The sequence below is a fragment of the uncultured Thiohalocapsa sp. genome (assembly GCF_913063425.1).
Classification (GTDB): Bacteria; Pseudomonadota; Gammaproteobacteria; order Chromatiales; family Chromatiaceae; genus Thiohalocapsa.
This window is the reverse complement of record NZ_CAJXYK010000037.1, coordinates 43678-61660: the sequence shown is the minus strand read 5'-3', so window position 1 is coordinate 61660 and position 17983 is coordinate 43678. Positions and strand designations below refer to the sequence as shown.

The 17983-nt window shown below is 67.0% G+C and carries 7 protein-coding genes and 1 pseudogene; 6 read left to right on the top strand and 2 right to left on the bottom strand.

The window, feature by feature from the left end; genetic code table 11:
- Window positions 1–227: 227 nt before the first annotated feature.
- A complete protein-coding gene (locus QZ607_RS18140) occupies window positions 228–1643 on the bottom strand; it encodes an ATP-binding protein (protein WP_295885567.1) in 1416 nt (471 codons plus the stop codon).
- Complete coding sequence (locus QZ607_RS18135) at window positions 1640–2308, bottom strand: response regulator (RefSeq protein WP_295885562.1); 669 nt, start codon at window positions 2306–2308, stop codon at window positions 1640–1642. Before QZ607_RS18135 ends, QZ607_RS18140 begins: the two co-directional genes overlap by 4 nt.
- A gap of 1429 nt (window positions 2309–3737) precedes the next feature.
- On the opposite strand from QZ607_RS18135, the gene QZ607_RS18130 reads away from it, so the two are divergent.
- The 6 genes and pseudogenes from QZ607_RS18130 to QZ607_RS18105 form a co-directional block, all read left to right on the top strand.
- Window positions 3738–9632, top strand: coding sequence for a right-handed parallel beta-helix repeat-containing protein (locus tag QZ607_RS18130; RefSeq protein ID WP_295885559.1), 5895 nt, complete (start codon window positions 3738–3740; stop codon window positions 9630–9632).
- Between the two features lie 82 nt (window positions 9633–9714).
- Entirely contained in the window at window positions 9715–11010 is a 1296-nt protein-coding gene (locus QZ607_RS18125) for a multicopper oxidase domain-containing protein (RefSeq protein WP_295885556.1), read from the top strand.
- A 29-nt stretch (window positions 11011–11039) separates the two neighbouring features.
- Complete coding sequence (locus tag QZ607_RS18120; RefSeq protein ID WP_295885554.1) at window positions 11040–12401, top strand: multicopper oxidase domain-containing protein; 1362 nt, start codon at window positions 11040–11042, stop codon at window positions 12399–12401.
- Window positions 12402–12416: 15 nt separating this feature from the next.
- Window positions 12417–14993: a thrombospondin type 3 repeat-containing protein gene (locus tag QZ607_RS18115; protein WP_295885551.1), complete on the top strand. Its 2577-nt coding sequence runs from the start codon at window positions 12417–12419 to the stop codon at window positions 14991–14993.
- 119 nt (window positions 14994–15112) lie between these two features.
- Window positions 15113–15691, top strand: a complete 579-nt coding sequence (locus QZ607_RS18110; RefSeq protein WP_295885548.1) for a hypothetical protein — start codon at window positions 15113–15115, stop codon at window positions 15689–15691.
- A gap of 10 nt (window positions 15692–15701) precedes the next feature.
- A pseudogene (locus tag QZ607_RS18105) lies at window positions 15702–17975 on the top strand (S8 family serine peptidase); the annotation flags it as partial.
- Window positions 17976–17983 lie beyond the last annotated feature (8 nt).

Genomic DNA, 17983 nt, shown 5'->3' with positions numbered 1-17983 from the left:
CGTTCATGGGCACCTCCTTGTGCCGGGATTTCAGCAAGTTAGGCTGCGTTCAGCAACTCTGAACTGCTCTATGTAGGTTGACCAATTCACCGCGGCGCTTGGCTCGGGGTGGGACTCGGTTGGCCGTCGGCGATCACGTAGGCCTGATGCGACGCAAAGATCAATACACTGTCACCGTATTTCGGCGAAAAGACAGGGTAGCTGTCCCGTTGATTGGGTGTGCTGGGTCAGCGGCTGGTGACTTGGTCGGTGGCCCTGGGGCGGGGGAAGTGGACCTCGACGCGTAATCCGCGGGTGGTGTCGCTGGTGTTGGCGTCGGCGTCGGCGTCGGCGTCGGCGGGCTGGGCGTCGTGCAGCTCGACGCGGGCGCCGTGGAGGTCGCAGATGCGCTTGACGATGGAGAGGCCGAGGCCGGCGCCGGGCTCCTCCTGTCCGGGCTCGCGGTAGAAGCGGTAGAAGACGCGCTCGCGGCGGTCGGCGGGGATGCCGGGGCCGGTGTCGCTGACGCTGAGCCGGATCTCGTCGGCGTCGGCATCGGCGTCGATGGCTGCGAGCACGCGCCCGCCCGGGGGCGTGAACTTAATGGCGTTCTCGATGAGGTTGGCCACCAGCACCTTGAGCATGGAGGCGGAGACGCCGACGACGAAGATGTCGTTGCCGTCCACGCGTTGCTGGAGCTCAAGACCCGCCGCCTCGGCCACGTGGCGGCGGTCTTCGATGACTTCGCTTACTGCGAGCAGGAGGGAGGCGCTGTCGCCCTCGCGCAGGGCGCGGTCGTGGCGGATGCGGGACATGGCGAGCATCTGCGCCACCACGCGCGTGGCCCGGTCGATGCCGCGGGAGATGCTGTCCAGGGCCTGGTTGCGCTGCGCCGGGTCCTGCGCGCGTTGGGCGATCTGCGCATGGGTGCGGATGATGGCCATGGGCGTGCGCAGCTCGTGGGAGGCGTCGGCGGAGAAGCGCCGCTCCAGCGCCAGGGTGCGGCGCACCTGCTGCATGAGGGTGTTCAGGGCGGCGATGACGGGGCGGACCTCCGCGGGTATGGCCTCGTCGTCGATGGGCTCCAGGCGCCGGTCCGAGCGCTCGGCCACCGCGCGCGCCAGTTGCGACAACGGCCGCAGCCCGTCGCTCACCGCGAGCCAGATGAGCAGTACCGCCAGGGGCAGGGACCAGAGGATGGGCTGCAGGGCGTTGAAGCTCAGGTAACTGACCATCTCGCGGCGGATGGCATAGTCCTGGGCGACGAACAGCTCTCGCTCTGAGTTGTTGCAGGGGAGCCCGAAGACGCGCCAGCGCACGTTGCCGAAGGTCTGGTCGGTGAAGCCGAGGCGGTCGGCAAGTCGCTCTTGCGGCGCGGCCCCCAGGCGTGCCAGCAGCCGATCGCCGTCCCAGAGCTGGAAGCTGATGCGGGTCTCGTAGGGATGGCCGAGGGAATCTGTCTGCTGCCCGTCAGCGCCGAGATCGGCGAGGTTGCCCAGCAGGCCCATGGAGCGCAGCACCAGGGCCATCTGCGCCAGCTCCGCGTCCAGCAGCTCCTCGACCTCGTGGTGGGCGCGCTCGATGACCACCAGCGCGATGGCGGCCCAGATGATGGTCCACAGGATGAGCAGGGACACCATCAGGCGGGTGCGGATGGATGTCATGAGCTGGGCTCGGACACCAGCTTGTAGCCGACACCCCGGACGGTGAGGATGCGCTCGCGGCCGAGCTTGCGCCGCAGATTGTGAATGTGGACTTCCAGCGTATTGCTCTCCAGGCCCTCGCCCCACTCGGACAGACTGTTCTGGAGGCGCGCGCGCGGGACCACGTGGTCGGAGCGGGCCGCCAGCATCTCCAGCAGCGCGAACTCCTTGGGGGATATCGCCACCGGACTGCCATCCAGCAGGGCCTCTCGCGTCACGGTGTCGAGGCTTAGGCCGCCCACGCGCAGGGCCCCCGCGCTGCGACCGCTGCTGCGGCGCGCCAGCGCGCGCAGGCGCGCGGCCAGCTCCGGCAGGTCGAAGGGCTTGGTCAGATAGTCGTCGGCGCCGGCGTCGAGCCCGTTGACGCGGTCGTCCAGGGCATCCCGGGCGGTGATGATGAGCACCGGGATGTCGAGCCCGTCGCGGCGGATCTCTTCCAGCAGGGAGAGGCCGTCGCGGTCCGGCAGGCCCAGGTCCAGTACCAGGGCATCGAATGTGCCGTCCCGCAGCGCCTGCGCGGCCGCGCCTGCGTCCCGCACCCACTCGGATGTGCACCCTTCCTGTTGCAGGCCGATCTCCAGGCCGGAGCCGAGCAGGTGGTCGTCTTCTACGATGAGCAGGCGCAAGGCTGAACTGGAGCCCGTCATAGTGTTATGTGATCCAAAGGCGGGGCCGACTGCCATCGGCATTCCCGCTGCTGTGCGTGAAGCCCCATTGCCCAATGAGGCCATCCCCTGCCGAATAGGTCTGCGGGGAACGACTCCTATGTCTCGCGATGCTCGCCGGGCACTGTGTCGCGCAATGGGATACTCGATGGGGCGCTCGATGGGGCACGCAATGGGGCCGGGTCCGTGGACCCTGTCATCGGCGGCTGCCCCGGCCCCGGGGCCAAGGTGTCGTCGCTGACGCCGGCATCTTGCATAGACCATTCTCTCCATCGCAGCCGGTGCTGTCGGCGCCGACGCCTTTGCGTCCGGCCGCGCCTGGCCTGACCGCGGGCGCTGCCCAGTGATGAGCTGGGCCGACGCCTGGCGCTGACTCGATGGTAAGCGCTGCCGTGCTGCGCCGCAACGGCCGGCCGCGACGCGCTCCTGCCGGGCGACGATAGGGACGGATTCGGCAGCGGCTTCACAGCGTGGCCGCAGGGTTAAAAACAGGCCGGTATTACGCCGTCAATTCACCGCCACTGCAACCGATGTCATTGGTCGTGCGCCACGCTGGGGGACGTGGGCGCGCTGGCGTCAGCACGGATGCACGCCAGGGTACCCTGGTGTCAAAACAGCGGGAAGCACCTATGCATATGCCAGAGAACTGCCCAGCACGCAAGAGTTTAGCGAGACGCAGATAACGATATCTAAATATTCTAATGCACAAACAGTAAGAGCAAGCGAAAAACAAAGCTTCAGGGTCAACCATCCACACGAATAGGGGAGTCACCCGTATTCCTGGCGTTTCTAGCTAGTACGCTAGACACCGACCTTAAAGAAACCTTAAGGCCGGTTGCCGCGCCGCAGGTATGCGGAAAGGCCATTGCAGTCAGCGGTGACATCCGGCTGGATCACGAGAGAGGCCGATAGGGTCCAAGGGGGAGAGTAGTGAAGGCATTCAACCCGCGCGAATAGCGCTGTCGCGCTTGTCGCCTGACTCAAGGTGTTTTGGGTCTTGTCAGCCGGCGCAGTCCTCATCAGGTGCGCGTTACCGACCGTTAACACTGCGCAGAGCTGCATGCGCGGGACGGTCCAGCCGTGCTGACGCATTTTGAGAAGCAGCTTCAGCGAAAGCGCCTCCGATCTCTGGTGCGGAGCGCGCGCGGGTGTTGGTTTGATCAGCCCAGTTGGGGTGATCTGAGGCTCCGGAGCTGTACTAGGCCGGAGCTGTACTAGGCCGGAGCTGTACTAGGCCGGAGCTGTACTAGGGTGGTGATCTGCTGCCATTCGGCCCGTCAGCCCAGCCGAATGATCAGTAGCTGTGCTGACAAGAAGATTAGATAGGACGTACGACGTTTTCCTCAACCCATCAGTCGACAGTAATCGTTTGCGTTTCAGGAGAGAGTTCATGTGTCCTAATCCGATGCCACGACAGCGCCGGGGCGGTTACGCCGTCGGCCTGCTGTCGTTTGTCCTGCTGCTCCCGGCCCTCGGCGCCCAAGGCGCGAATCTGACCCTGAGCGTCGTCGATGCTGATGGCAATGCCGTCAGCGGCTTCCGCTACGTGCTGCAGGAGGACAACACCTTCCCGGTGGACCCGAACAACCCGGCGACGGATGCCGACGACATGCTGTCGCTCAGCTTCCACGCCAGCAACCAGCCGGTGGCCAAGACAGATGCCCTCGCCGACGCCCTGAGCGGCAACACCGACGACCCGAGCACGACCCTGAACGACGTGCCGCCGGGTCGGTACTACGTCTCCGTGCTGCCCTACGCCGGCTACAGCATCGGCGGTGCGCCGGTGGACCTGACGGCGGGGGATGCCACCGTCGAGGTGGCCGTCCAGGCCAACCCGATCCCGACGGCGCAGATCGCGGTGTTCCTGTTCCAGGACAACTGGCCCGTGAACGGCGCGCCGGACCTGCCGGAAGAGGACAACCCGGGCGCCGACGGCGAAATGATCGACTGGAGCCGCTTCAACATCAAGCTGGAGGAGCCGGCGGGCCGCTACGGCATCGCCGGCGGTCAGGTGATCGCAGACGCCTTCAACAACCCCGTCGGCACCACCTACATCGACGGCTGCGAGGATCCCTACGACCCGTCCTGTATCGATACCCTCGGCGACGGCACCATCACGGCGGACGCGGACACGGGCACCGTGCTCATCAAGAACCTGGCGCCCGGCAAGTACGGCATCGTCGTGGACCCGCCTGCGGACGAGGGCTGGCAGCAGACCTCCACCATCGAGGGCACCAAGACCATCGACGCCTGGGTCAAGGCCAACGAGCCGCCCTTCTTCGTCGAGTTCGGCTTCCCGGGGCCGCACGTGTTCATGGGCTTCACCAAGCCCATCGACAACCTGCCCGAAGGCGGCACCGCCACCATCTCGGGCCTGATCACGGACATGCACATGTCCCGGCCGCCCACTTTCCAGTTCTTCAGCGGCCGGCCCTTCCCGAGCTGCTGGGTGGCGCTGAACGAGGGGGGTGCGGTGCTGGGCGAGGCCTACTACGCGGCCCCGTGCGCCCCGGACAGCACCTTCGAGATCGCAGGCGTCCCGGACGGCTCCTACAGCCTGACCATCTGGGATTCCAACCTGGACGTGGTCATCGCCCAGCAGCCCATCACGGTGGCGGGCGGCGCCTGCAACGGCGGGGACTGCGATCTGGGCGAGGTGGCCGTGTTCAACTGGTTCACGCGCCTCAACACGGCGATGTTCCTGGACACCAATCAGAACGGCTTCCGGGACGACAACGAGCTGCCGGCGCCGTCCGAGAGGGGTCCGATCCAGCTCCGCTGGCGCGATGGCACCATCTACCAGGCCTTCGGCACCGACACGGAGGGCCTTGCGCCCTTCGACGAGGTCTTCCCGTTCTTCCACTGGCTGGTGGCAGAGGTGGGCTTCACCCGCGACAAGATCACCGGTGCGACCTTCGTCGTCGATGCCGGCGGTGAGGTGGACACGTCCACCGATGAGTTCCCCGGCTTCGGCGAGCTGACCCCGCAGCCGCAGCTCTGCACCGAGGCGCAGTCCACGGACCCGGATGATCCGGACTTCGGCTGCACTCTGGGCGAGCCCCTCATCAACCCCAACACCGGTGACAACCTGTCACGCACCGTCACCGGCCCGGTGCTCACCCAGGCCTTCCAGGGCTTCCTCGGGCAGACCAGCGTGATGCAGTTCGGCACGGCGCCCTACCTGCAATTCCTGCCGGGCTTCCCACCGGCCTTGGTCGGTGAGAACGGCGGCATCTCCGGCATGGTGCTCTACGCCACCACCCGCGCCGAGGACGACCCGGAGCTGGCCGTGGCCGAGGAATGGGAGCCCGGTGTGCCGCGGGTGCAGGTGGCCCTGTACGCCGACGGCGATATCGACAACCTCGACTTCCCTTTCGTGGCCTTCCCGGGCGGCGAGATCGACATCGACTGGGACGGCGACGGCCTTTATGACCCGAACGACGGCGTCATCGACGACGTGAACATGAACGGCGAGATCGACCTTGCCGATGTGGACAACTATCCCCTGGGCAACTTCCCGGGCGCCGAGGACATCGACCGTAACGGCAACGGCAGCTTCGACTACGGCGATGCCATCAACGTCACCTGGACCGATAGCTGGGACGACAGCCTGCCCACCGGCTGCCAGGGCCTGAACAGTGTCCCGGACGTGTCCGTCATCGACCCGCCGGTGACCGACGACCGCTGCTTCGACGGCCTGCGCAACTTCAATCAGGTGCGTCCCGGCGTGTTCGACGGCGGCTGGGCCTTCGACCGCTACGACCTTGCCGCCCTGGACCTGGCAGGCCGCTCCGCGCTGGCGGACAAGCTGGAAGCCTTCTACGCAGACCGCATCGTGTCCGCCGCCACGCTGCCCGATGCCTGGATGATCCCCGGCGAGTACATCGTCGAGGCGGCAACGCCCCCCGGCTACAAGGCCCTGCGCGAGCACCACAAGAACGTGGACTTCGGGGATGAGTACACCACCTCGCTCCAGGCGCCTCCGCCGGTGTGCGTGGGCGACGCGGAGGTGGTTCCGCCGTACCTGGCCATAGCCACTAAGGACGGCAGCGGCGCCGAGGACCAGCTCATCGCCGGCATCGACCCGGCCGAGGTAGAGGCACCCTTCGCCGGCGAGGCGCGCGACATGTGCGATCGCAAGCTGGTGCAGCTGTCCAACGGCCAGAACGCCGCCGCGGACTTCTTCGTCATGACGGACGTGCCCATCGCGGGCAACGTGTCCGGCATGATCCTCAATGACCTCGCCAACGAGTTCAATCCGAACTCCCCGGCCTTCGGCGAGAAGTATGCGCCGCCCTTCGTGCCCGTCGGCTTCTACGACTGGAACGGCGACGAAGTGAATCGGATCTACGCGGACCAGTACGGCCGATTCAACGCCCTGCTGCCCTCCACCTGGACGGCCAATCTGCCGCAGCCCTCGGGCATGTCGCCGAACATGATCGTCTCCTGCATGAACGATGCGGGGCCGATCCCGAACCCCGAGTTCGCGACCAACCCGGATGCGCCGGAGTTCATCCTGGACCCCTTCTACGATCCGCGCTTCAGCCAGTTCTGCTACACCTTCCAGTACATGCCAGGGGCGATTACCTATCTGGATACCCCGGTGGAGTCCATCGCCGCTTTCGCCAACCCGGCGGAGTTCCCGGTGGATTGCGAGCGGCCTGACCGCACGCCCATGGTGAGCCAGGTGGAGCGCGCCAACGTCAGCGGCGGCGGCGGACCCTTCGTGGTGGGCGCTGGCACCGTGAGCGAGCCGCAGCAGATCGTCATCCGGTCCCTCGGCCGGGAGTATCTGGTGCCGAATCCGGAATGGGACGGTGTCACCCAGTCCGAGCGTTTCATCACGCGCAACTACAACTTCGGCGGTCGCGGCAATCCCGGCACCGTCGAGCTGGAGGATGCCGACGGCAACCGCACCGCGCTCAACATCCTCGATTGGCGGCCGACGCGGATTCGCGCCGAGGTCCCCGTGGAGCAGACGCCCGGCGACTATCAGGTGGTGGTCACCCGTGTGGGTGGCGTGCCCGAGCCCGTGGAATCGCCCATCGGTGTCACCCTCACCGTCGGCATCTGCCTGTCGGGCGGCGACGTCGAAGATCTGCCGGCCACCTGTGAGGGGACCGAGTACGGCGTGCGGCCGAATGCCGATTTCCTGGATGAGTACGCAGAGGAGCTCGGCGACTTCCTGGAAGAGCTGGCGAGTGAGCTCGACGAGGACGAGATCGACTGGGGAGACATCCAGGAGCTTTATGAAGACCTCTTCGAAGAGGTGGCCGGGATCATCGAAGAGGATCTCGACCTGGACGACCTCTACGCCATCCACAGCGTGGGTGAAGGCGGCGACTTCACGCTGATCCAGGATGCCATCGATGCCGCGGGCCTCGGTGACCTGATTCTGGTGGCCCCCGGCATCTACGAAGAGCTGGTCATCATGTGGAAGCCGGTCAAGCTCCAGGGTTGGGGTGCCGGGGCGGTGACGCTGAACGCCCGCCAGTCGCCGACGGAGACGCTCGCCGAATGGCGCGAGAAGATCGAGGGCCTGGTGCTCGGCGGTCTGGTGGACCTGCTGCCGGGTCAGGAGCTGCCGCTGGCGGGCTTCCCGGCGCTGGGTGCGCCCATTTTCGCCACGGAGGAGGGCGCCGGCATCTTCGTCGTCGGTCGTGACAGCTGGCCGCAGGGCTTCCGCGGCGCACCCAACCGGGGCTCGCGCATCGACGGCTTCACCATCGTCGGCGCCAGCCAGGGCGGCGCCATCACCGCCAACGGCTACACCGGTGATCTCAACATCGGCAACAACCGGCTGACGGGCAACGCCGGCTTCTTCGGCGGTGGCATCCGCATCGGGCATCCGACGCTGGTGGCCGAGATCGACAACGACCTGGTGTACCCGGATGCCTGGAACGACCGCATCCGCATCCACCACAACCACATCGCCCAGAACGGCAATACCTTCGGTGGCGCCGGCGCCGGCATCTCCCTCCACACGGGCGCAGACCGCTACCGGGTGCAGGAGAACTGGGTGTGCGGCAACTTCAGCCAGGGTGACGGTGCGGGCATCGCCCACTTCGGTCTGTCGGACCGCGGCCTGATCGAGGACAACCTGGTGCTGTTCAACGAGTCCTTCCAGCAGGCGGGTCCGGTGAACGGCTCCGGCATCTTCGTCGGCGGCAAGCCGGCCCTGCAGCCCGCGCCCAATACGGGCCTGCTGCTGAGCCCCGGCTCCGGACGGGTCACCATCGATGCCAACATCATCCGCGGCAACCTCGCGGGCGCGGGCGACGGCGGCGGCATCCACATCTCGCAGCCGAATGGCCTGGACATCGATGCGAGCCTGGACAACACCGGCCCCTGGTACGACGTGCTGGTGTACAACAACATGATCACCAACAACGTCGCGGGGCTCGCCGGCGGCGGCATCTCGGCCCAGGATGCGGTGTCGGTGACCATCCGCCACAACACCGTGGCCAACAACGACTCCACGGCCACCACGGCGCTGGCGTTCGACCCGACCCTGGACCTGAACCAGGGCGGCAACAACGTCACCACGCCGCAGCCGGCGGGTATCGCGGGTCGGTATCACAGCCTGGAGTTTGCGGCGGTGATGCAGGAAGTGACGGATGCGGTGGATCCGGAGCTGCTGATCTACTCGCTGGACGGCCCGTCCACCCTGGTCTCGAACATCGTCTACCAGAACCGCTCGTTCTACTGGACGAACTTCGATGATCCGGAGACGGCCGTTATCGAGACCGGGCTGGTGCCGGCCTCCTGCCAGGACCCCACCGACCCGCTGAATGATCCCACCTGTGACATCACCATCGTCCCGGTGGAGGAGTACACCAATGACCTCGGCGTGCTGAACGGCATCACCGAGACGCTGGACCTGTTGGATCCGCGGCGCACGCTGCTGACGGATACCTTCGACAACCAGTCGTACATCGGCAGCTTCTCCAACATCACCGGTGACCCGGCGTTCGTGAATCCGTACTTCAACGGCAGCCGCGATTCGCTGACCATCGCCGAGTTCAAGACGCTCCAGACGGCTGGTGCATTCGATGAGGGCGGCAACTTTATTCAGGTGACCTTCGGCCCGCTCAGCATCGTGGACTACACGGCGGGCGGTCGCGACCTGGCCAACCTGTTCGACTACCACATCACCAGCGCATCCGACGCCATCGACGAGGCAGGGCCGGTTTCACCGAGCCTGGCCCTCCTGCGTGTGGACTTCGACGACGAGCCCAGGCCGCAGGGTGAAGAGGCCGACATGGGCGCTGACGAGCTGCAGTAACCCGACGCGGAAAGCGCCCAACCGGTGGCCGCAATGGCCACCGGACGGGCGCACTCACCCACCAGAAAAGGGCCAGTTTCCAATGAACAGTGACTTCAAGAAGCGTGCGCTCCCGGCGGGCGTGCTCGCCGTGCTGCTCGGCGGCAGTGGTGCGGCGTCGGCCGTGGTGAATGTCCAATGCCCCGGCGATCTCAACGGCGATGCGGATTGGGACGACGTGGTGGACGGCGTCGCCGAGGTGCGGCCCGCGGACAACATCAAGTGCATGCACCTCATCGCCGGCGACAGCTTTGCGGTCATGTCCGACGGCAATCCGCTCTACACCTTCGGCTTCAAGGACATCACCGGCACACCGCCGGAGGAGGCCATTGCGGACGGCATTCTGGCGTCCGAGTGGCCGGGGAGCCTCATCGAGCTGGACGAGGGGGACGAGTTCTACTTATCACTCACCAATGTGGGCACCGTCATCCGCCCGGACCTGTTCGATCCGCACACGGTGCATTGGCATGGCTTCCCGAACGCGGCGACGGTGTTCGATGGGGTTCCGGAGGTCTCCATCGCCATCAACATGGGCGCGACGCTCACGTACTACTACAAGGTGATGGAGCCCGGTGACTACATGTACCACTGCCACGTGGAGGCCACCGAGCACATGGAGATGGGCATGCTCGCCAACCTCTATGTGCATCCGCGGCAGGACGCGACCGGCTGCACAGGCAGCATCCCCTGCCCAGTGGCCACCCGCAAGGGCGGCACCGACCCGGCCGCACCGACGGGCTATGTCTACAACGACGACGACGGCACCACGGCCTGGGACGTGGAGAAGGCGATTCAGATCTCGAGCTTCGACTCCCGCTTCCATGACGCGAGCCTGTTCGTGCAGCCGCTGCCCTTCGCGCTGCTGGACGCGGACTATCCCATGCTGAACGGCCGCGGCTATCCGGACACCGTGGTGGAAGGCGCACTGCCGGCACCGGTGGACAGCGAGGACGGCAAGGTGACGGGCACCGCGGGCACCGAGCTCACCAATGGCAAGCCGACCCAGGTGGAGGACGCGGTGGTGGAGCTCGCCCAGGGCGAGCGCCTGCTGCTGCGGCTCAATAACGTGAGCGTGGACCGCTTCTACACCCTCACCGCCCAGGGGCTGACCATGCAGGTGGTGGGCACGGGTGCCCGGCATGCCCGCGGCGTCGATGGGAAGAACATCTACCGGGAGACCGCGTCGGTCAACTTCGGCGGCGGCGAGACCAAGGACATCCTCATCGACACCGACGGTGTCGCGCCGGGGACCTATTTCCTATACGCCACGGAGCTGCACCAGTTGAGCAATCGGACCGAGCTCGACGGCGGCATGATCACCGAGATCGTCATCAACTAGGCCAACGCGCGAGACAGGGGAGACACGACATGATCAAGCATCCTGCATGGTCCGGGCGCCTGCTGGGCGTCCTGGCCGCGGGTCTCGCGCTGGTGCTGCCATGGCAGCCGGCGCAGGCCCAGCACGACATCCGCGGCATTACGGGGCCGAGCTTCAACCTCTACACCTACCCGGCCAATATCCCGCTGCCGGAGGGCACGAGCCTGTACATGTGGCTCTTCGGCGACGCCCTGGGCGGAGCCAATGCCACACACCCCGAGGGCGTCGGTTACGCCCTGCCGCAGTATCCGGGGCCGACACTGGTGGTGGACGAGGGTGATGAGGTCACGATCACGGTGACCAATTACGGCATTCCGCACCCGGTGTCGCTGCTGGTGACCGGCCATGAGGTCACCGCGCTCGGAGGCTCAGAGGGGGTCTTCACCCGGCAGGCGGGCCTCTATGAGACCGTCACCTACAGCTTCACCGCCGAGCAGCCCGGCACCTACGTCTACCACAGCGCGGGTGCCCCGAATCCGGGCCTGCACGTGGAGATGGGCCTGCTCGGCGTGCTCATCGTCCGGCCGGACGATTTCGACACGAGCCGCACGGCGTACGGCGCCGGCACCGAGACGGACTACGACCAGGAATTCTTGTACCTGCTGACCGAAGTGGATCCGGACATCCACTTCGAGATGGAGCGCGGGCATTACACCCATTTCACCAATGCGGACCGCTTCGCGAAGATCTGGTTCGTCAACGGCCGTGTGTTCCCGGACCTGTTTGAGGACGACTACAGCCCGATCTATCCGTTTCAGCCGTACTCCGCACTCGCCAAAGCGCATCCGCGCGACCGGGTGCTGGTGCGCAATGTCAACCCGGGCCAGGACAGCCATCCCTTCCACTACCACGGCGAGAATCTGACCTACATCGCCCGCGACGGCCGCATGCTGTCCTCGGACGGCACGACGGCCAACCTCGGTCGCTCGGACAACACCATCAACTCGCCGCCGAAGCAGGCCATCGATGCCATCTGGACCTGGACCGGTAAGGACCTCGGCTGGGACATCTATGGCCACGACACTGAGCACACCTGCAAGGACGATGACAATGACGGCTGGGCGGACGACGACGCGGACTATCCCGGCGAGTGGTGCGCGGACCATGGCAAGCCCTTCCCGGTGTCCCTGCCGGGCCCGGGCGAGCTCGCCTTCGGTGCCTGGTACAGCGGCAGTCCTTTCCTGGGTGATGCCGGTGACCTGCCCCCGGGCGAGGGCGGTCTGAACCCCTTCGCCGGCTATTTCTTCGTCTGGCACTCCCACGCCGAGAAGGAGCTGACCACCTTCGACATTTTCCCTGGCGGCACCCTCAGCGCAGTGGTCGTGCTGCCTCCCGACGTCGACATCGAGTAGCGGGAGGGCACACCCATGCAAAGGACCAAGATCATGACACCGAACCTGAAGTGCGCACTCGCCGCCCTGGTGCTCGGCACGGCGGCGGGCCCCGCCGCCGCGGTGGACTACTACCTGTGCGCGGAGCAGACCAGCAAGACCCTGCCCGACGGCAGCAGCGTGCCCATGTGGGCCTACGCGCTGGACGACAACGCCGATCTGAGCGACGGCTGCGGCAACGCTCCCACAGTGCCCGGTCCACGGCTCGTTGTGCCCGCAGGCGACACGACCTTGACCGTCTATGTGCAGAACAATCTGCCGCAGCCGACCTCGCTGGTGATTCCAGGGCTGCCCATGCCCGTCTCCGGCGGTGACGGCCCCACCTGGAACGACGGCAGCACCGGCCCGCGCACCGCGGCGGAGCAGCGGGTGCGCTCCTTCGGCGCCGAGGCCGCGGCCGGCGGCAGCGAGTCCTACAGCTTCGACGTCAACCGCCCCGGCAGCTTCGTCTACCACAGCGGCACCCACCCACAGAAGCAGGTCTACATGGGCCTCTACGGCCCCGCGACGCAGGACGCTGCGGCGGGTGAGGTGTATCCGGGCGTCGGCTACGACAACGAGGTGGTGCTGTTCTACAGCGACATCGATCCGGCGCACAACGCGGCGGTGGCGGCAGGCGAGACCGACTACACGCCGATCCACTACGACGGCCGCTGGTTCCTGGTGAACGGCGAGCCCTACGTGGAGGGCGAAACGCCGGACATCGACGCCGGTGCGGTGGGCGAGCGCACGCTCCTGCGCTTCTTCAGCGCCACCAGCGAGACCCATGTGCCTGTGCTTCAGGGCCTGTACATGCAGGTGCATGCCGAGGACGCGCTGCAGTACGGCTGGGAGGACACCACCGCGGGCACCTCGGGCACGGCGCCGCGGGAGCAGTACTCGGTGATGCTGCCGCCGCTGAAGACCAAGGACGCCATCATCGTGCCCGCGTCCGAGGGTCGGTTCGCCGTCTATGACGGCAACGGCTACATGACCAATCCGAGCGACCCGGACGACACCAGCGTCGGCGATACCCTGGGCGGCATGCTGCGCTTTTTGAGCGTTGCCGATGCGCCGGTGATCTTGGACACCGACGGTGACGGCGTGGCGGATGACCTGGACAACTGCCCGCTGACGCCCAACGCGGATCAGGCGGACGGTGACGAGGACGGCGTGGGTGATGTCTGCGACAACTGCCCGGAGACGGCCAATGCCGACCAGGCGGATGCGGACGGTGACGGCGTCGGTGATGTCTGCGACAACTGCCCGAATACCCCGAACCCGGACCAGGCGGATGCAGACAGCGACGGCGTTGGCGATGCCTGCGACAACTGCATGAGCACCGCGAACCCAGGCCAGGAGGACACGGACAGCGACGGCGTCGGCGATGCCTGCGACAACTGCCCGACCACGGCCAACGCCGACCAGGCGGATGCAGACAGTGACGGCGTCGGTGATGTCTGTGACAACTGCCCGACCACGGCCAATGCCGACCAGGCGGATGCCGACGGTGACGGTGTCGGTGATGTCTGCGACAACTGCCCGAGCGTGGCCAATCCCGGACAGGAAGATGCGGACGGCGACGGCATCGGCGATGCCTGCGAGGTGGCCACACAGCTCAACGTCACCATCGGCGATCTGACCACGGCCTACGATGTGCTGTCCTATGGCGGTACCCAGGACAACGCCGGCGTGGTGCCGGTGATCACTGACGGCGGCGACACCCTGAGCCTCACCGGCAACGCCTGGAAGCAGGTGCAGCTCGCCACACCCTACCAGGTCACCTCGCAAACGGTGCTGGAGCTCACCTTCGCAAGCCCGGTGGAGGGGGAGATCCAAGGCATCGGCTTCGACACGGACAGCATCATCAGCGCCAACCGGACCTTCCAGGTCTATGGCACCCAGAACTGGGGCATCCTGCCGGATGCGAACTTTGCCGAGTATCCGGGCAGCGGCACCGTCACCTACCAGATCCCGGTGGGTGAGTACTACACCGGCAGCTTCGGGCGGCTGTTCTTCGCCAACGACGACGACGGCGACGGCACCGGCGTGAGCGTGTTCGGCAGCATCCGGATCTTCGAGGCGCCGCCTGAGACGCTCAGCGTCACCGTGGACGGCGAGCAGCTGGACCTGATCGTCGAGCCCTATGACCTGCAACAGGACCTGGGTCCGGCGACTGTGACGGTGGACGGCGCGACCCTCACCATGGTGGGGAATGCCTGGAAGAAGGTCGATCTCGCGTGCACGGTGGGCGACGGCACGACGCTGTCCTTCGACTTCGCGAGCGGCACCCAGGGGGAGATCCACGGCATCGGCCTGGACACGGACGACGCCATCACCAGCAACCGGACCTTCCAGGTCTATGGCACCCAGGTCTGGGGGATCCTGCCGGACGCGAACTTCACGGTCTACAGCGGCTCCGGGACCGTGAGCTACACGATCCCGTTGGACGACTATCCGGGCTTGAGCGGAGGGTCGTTCACCCGCCTGTTCTTCGCCATGGACGACGACCAGGTGCCGCAGAACGGGGAGAGCGTGTTCAGCAACATCGTTCTTGAGGACTGTGCGCCTTAGGGAAACGGCGACCGGGGCAGGGAAGCCTTACGGCCCGAAGGGATCGGGCCGGCTGCTGCGACGGCCATGGGGCCGTCGCTTGGGGACCGGAACTGCTGAGCGCTCAAGGAGCCTCTTCCATGATTGTGTATGCCATCAACTCGCGGGCCGCCGTCGGCGGCCTGCTGCTCATGACCCTGGCCGCGGCAGGCGGCATCCATGCGGCGGAAGCCGGGGGTGCCGCGCCCCTTGCCGAACCGGTCGCCGACCCGGCCGCAGCGCAGCCGCTGACCCGGGAACAGATCCAGTCCGCCATGGCCGCCGCCCAGGCGCAGCGGGAAACGCACCTGAAGCCCGACCCGGCGGCGCCCAACGCCGCGCTGGCCGAGCGCTGGGGTGTGGGGGTCATCGGTCTCTCGCGCACCGCCGGCGGCTACATGCTGGACTTCCGCTTCCGCGTAGTGGATGCCGAGAAGGCGCTGCCGCTCTTCGACCATCGCATCAAGCCCTACGTCGTCGCCGAGAAGAGCGGCATCAATCTGCCCGTGCCAGTGGGCAACAAGGTGGGCGCGCTGCGTCCCACCAACCGCGGGCGCAACATCACCGCGGACCGCATCTACTACATGGTCTTCGCCAACCCCGACACGCACCTCGAGTACGGCGACAAGGTGTCGGTGGTCATCGGAGACTTCCGGGTCGACCATCTGACGGTGCACTGAGGCACGGATCATGGCCCGCAGCAGCAGTATGCGCACCCTGACCCTGCTGGGTGCCCTGGTTTGTGCCCTGGCCCTCGCGACGCTGGCCACGGCCTGGGCGGCGCCGCCGGCGACATCCGGCAAGGCGGCCGCGGTCATGACCTCGGACCTGGAGGCGAGGCTTCAGAGCGTCGACGCTGCGGCCACCGTGCCCGTGATCGTGGAGCTCGCCGACGGCGTGGACCTCAAGCAGTTCTCGCGCGATCTGAACCGCCTGCTGAAGCAGCGGTACCCGGACCCAAAGGCGCGCAAGGCGGCACGCAAGGCGCTGAAGCGCAGCGAGCTGCGCAAGGCGTTGCGTGACGCAGCCCGGGAGAACCGTCTCACTGTCGCGGATTACCTCGCCGACAATGACGTCGATGCCGAGGTCAAGGACCTGTGGATCATCAACGCCGTCGCGACGAGCCTGCCGGCGGATCTGGTGCCGGGGCTTGCCCGGCTGCCCGGCATCCAATCCGTCAAGCTGGACGCCGTCATCCAGGGCCCGGGCGACGGCATAGCACCCACGGCCCCCAACTTCTGGAATCTGGACAACATCGGTGCCTCCGCGCTCTGGGCGCAGGGCCACACCGGGCTCGGCCAGGTGGTCGCCACCATGGACACGGGCGCGGATGCCACGCATCCGGACCTGGGTCCGCGCTGGCGCGGCGGCGACAACAGCTGGTTCGACAGCAGCGGCGCCTACACCAGCCCGGGCGATGCGCACGGGCACGGCACCCAGGTGTTGGGACTCATGGTGGGCGGTGCCGCCGGCGGCTACCAGGTGGGTGTGGCCCCGGATGCGCAGTGGATCGCCGCCCGCATCTTCGACAATGCCAACCAGGCCACCCTGAGCGGCATCCATGCGGCCTTCCAATGGCTGCTGGACCCGGACGGCGACCCCGCCACGGACGACGCGCCGGACGTGGTTAACGGCTCCTGGGCCCTCGGCAGCAACGTGGGCGAGTGCGTGCAGGAGTTCGCGCAGGACATCGCGGTGCTGAAGGCCGCCGAGATTGCCTTGGTTTTTGCGGGCGGCAACTATGGCCCGGACAGCGGGACCAGCGTGAGTCCCGGCAATGATCCGGCCACGGTGGCCGTGGGCTCCTTGGACGCGTATGACAACATCGATCTGCTCAGCAGCCGCGGACCCGGCGCCTGCGGCGGCGGGATCTATCCGCGCCTGGTGGCCCCCGGCGAGTCGGTGCTCACCACCGACCGGATGCCGGGCTTCTACACCATCGTCTCCGGCACCTCCTTCGCCGCGCCCCATGTGGCCGGCGGTATGGCCCTGCTGATGGGGGCCTTCCCGGACGCCACGATCTCGCAGATCGAGGAGGCCCTGGTGGCCACCGCCGTGGATCTGGAGTCGCCCGGGCCGGACAACACGGCCGGCCACGGGCGCATCGATCTGGTGGCCGCCCACGACTACCTGGAGGCGGCCCTCGGCGGCGGTGGCGGCGGCGGCGAGCCTGGGGCGCTTGCGTTGGAGAGCGATGCCTACAGCATCGCGGAGTCCGTGGCGGAGGTGACCCTGACCGTCCTGCGCAACGGTGGCAGCAGCGGCGAGCTGACGGTGGACTACACCACCGTCCCCGGCACCGCGGTTGCCGGCGACCCGGATCAGGGCATCACCGGCGACTATGAGACTGTCAGCGGCATGCTGATCTTCGCGGACGGGGAAGTGAGCCGGACGCTCGCCGTGCCGATCCTGGACGACGACCTGTTCGAGGGCGACGAAGCCTTCGAGCTCCAGCTGCTGGATGCACAGGGCGACGGACCCACCAGCGCCACCATCACCATCCTGGACGACGACCCGCCGGATGCGGACGGCGATGGTGTCGGCGACGACCTCGATGCCTGTCCCGACACGCCTGACGGCGAGGCGGTCGATGCCGACGGCTGTGCCGCGAGCCAGCTCGACGGCGACGGTGACGGCGTCAGCGATGCGCTCGATCAGTGTCCGTCTACGCCTGTGGGAGAGACTGTCGATGCCGACGGCTGTGCGGCGAGCCAGCTCGATGCCGACGGTGACGGCGTGGCCGACGCACTCGATGGCTGTCAGGGAACCCCGGCGGGTGCGGTCGTCGATGCCGACGGCTGTGCGGCGAGCCAACTCGACAGCGATGCTGACGGTGTCAGCGACGCGCTCGATCAGTGTCCGAATACGCCAACAGGTGAGGCTGTCGATGCCGACGGCTGTTCGGTGAGCCAGCTCGATGCCGACGGTGACGGCGTGACCGACGCACTCGATGCCTGTCAGGGTACCCCGGC

Excerpts from the sequence above, each read along its gene's own strand:
- QZ607_RS18140 (WP_295885567.1), bottom strand. The coding sequence starts at position 1,643 with ATGACATCCATCCGCACCCGCCTGATGGTGTCCCTGCTCATCCTGTGG.
- QZ607_RS18130 (WP_295885559.1), top strand. The coding sequence starts at position 3,738 with ATGTGTCCTAATCCGATGCCACGACAGCGCCGGGGCGGTTACGCCGTC.
- QZ607_RS18125 (WP_295885556.1), top strand. The coding sequence starts at position 9,715 with ATGAACAGTGACTTCAAGAAGCGTGCGCTCCCGGCGGGCGTGCTCGCC.
- QZ607_RS18120 (WP_295885554.1), top strand. The coding sequence starts at position 11,040 with ATGATCAAGCATCCTGCATGGTCCGGGCGCCTGCTGGGCGTCCTGGCC.
- QZ607_RS18115 (WP_295885551.1), top strand. The coding sequence starts at position 12,417 with ATGCAAAGGACCAAGATCATGACACCGAACCTGAAGTGCGCACTCGCC.
- QZ607_RS18110 (WP_295885548.1), top strand. The coding sequence starts at position 15,113 with ATGATTGTGTATGCCATCAACTCGCGGGCCGCCGTCGGCGGCCTGCTG.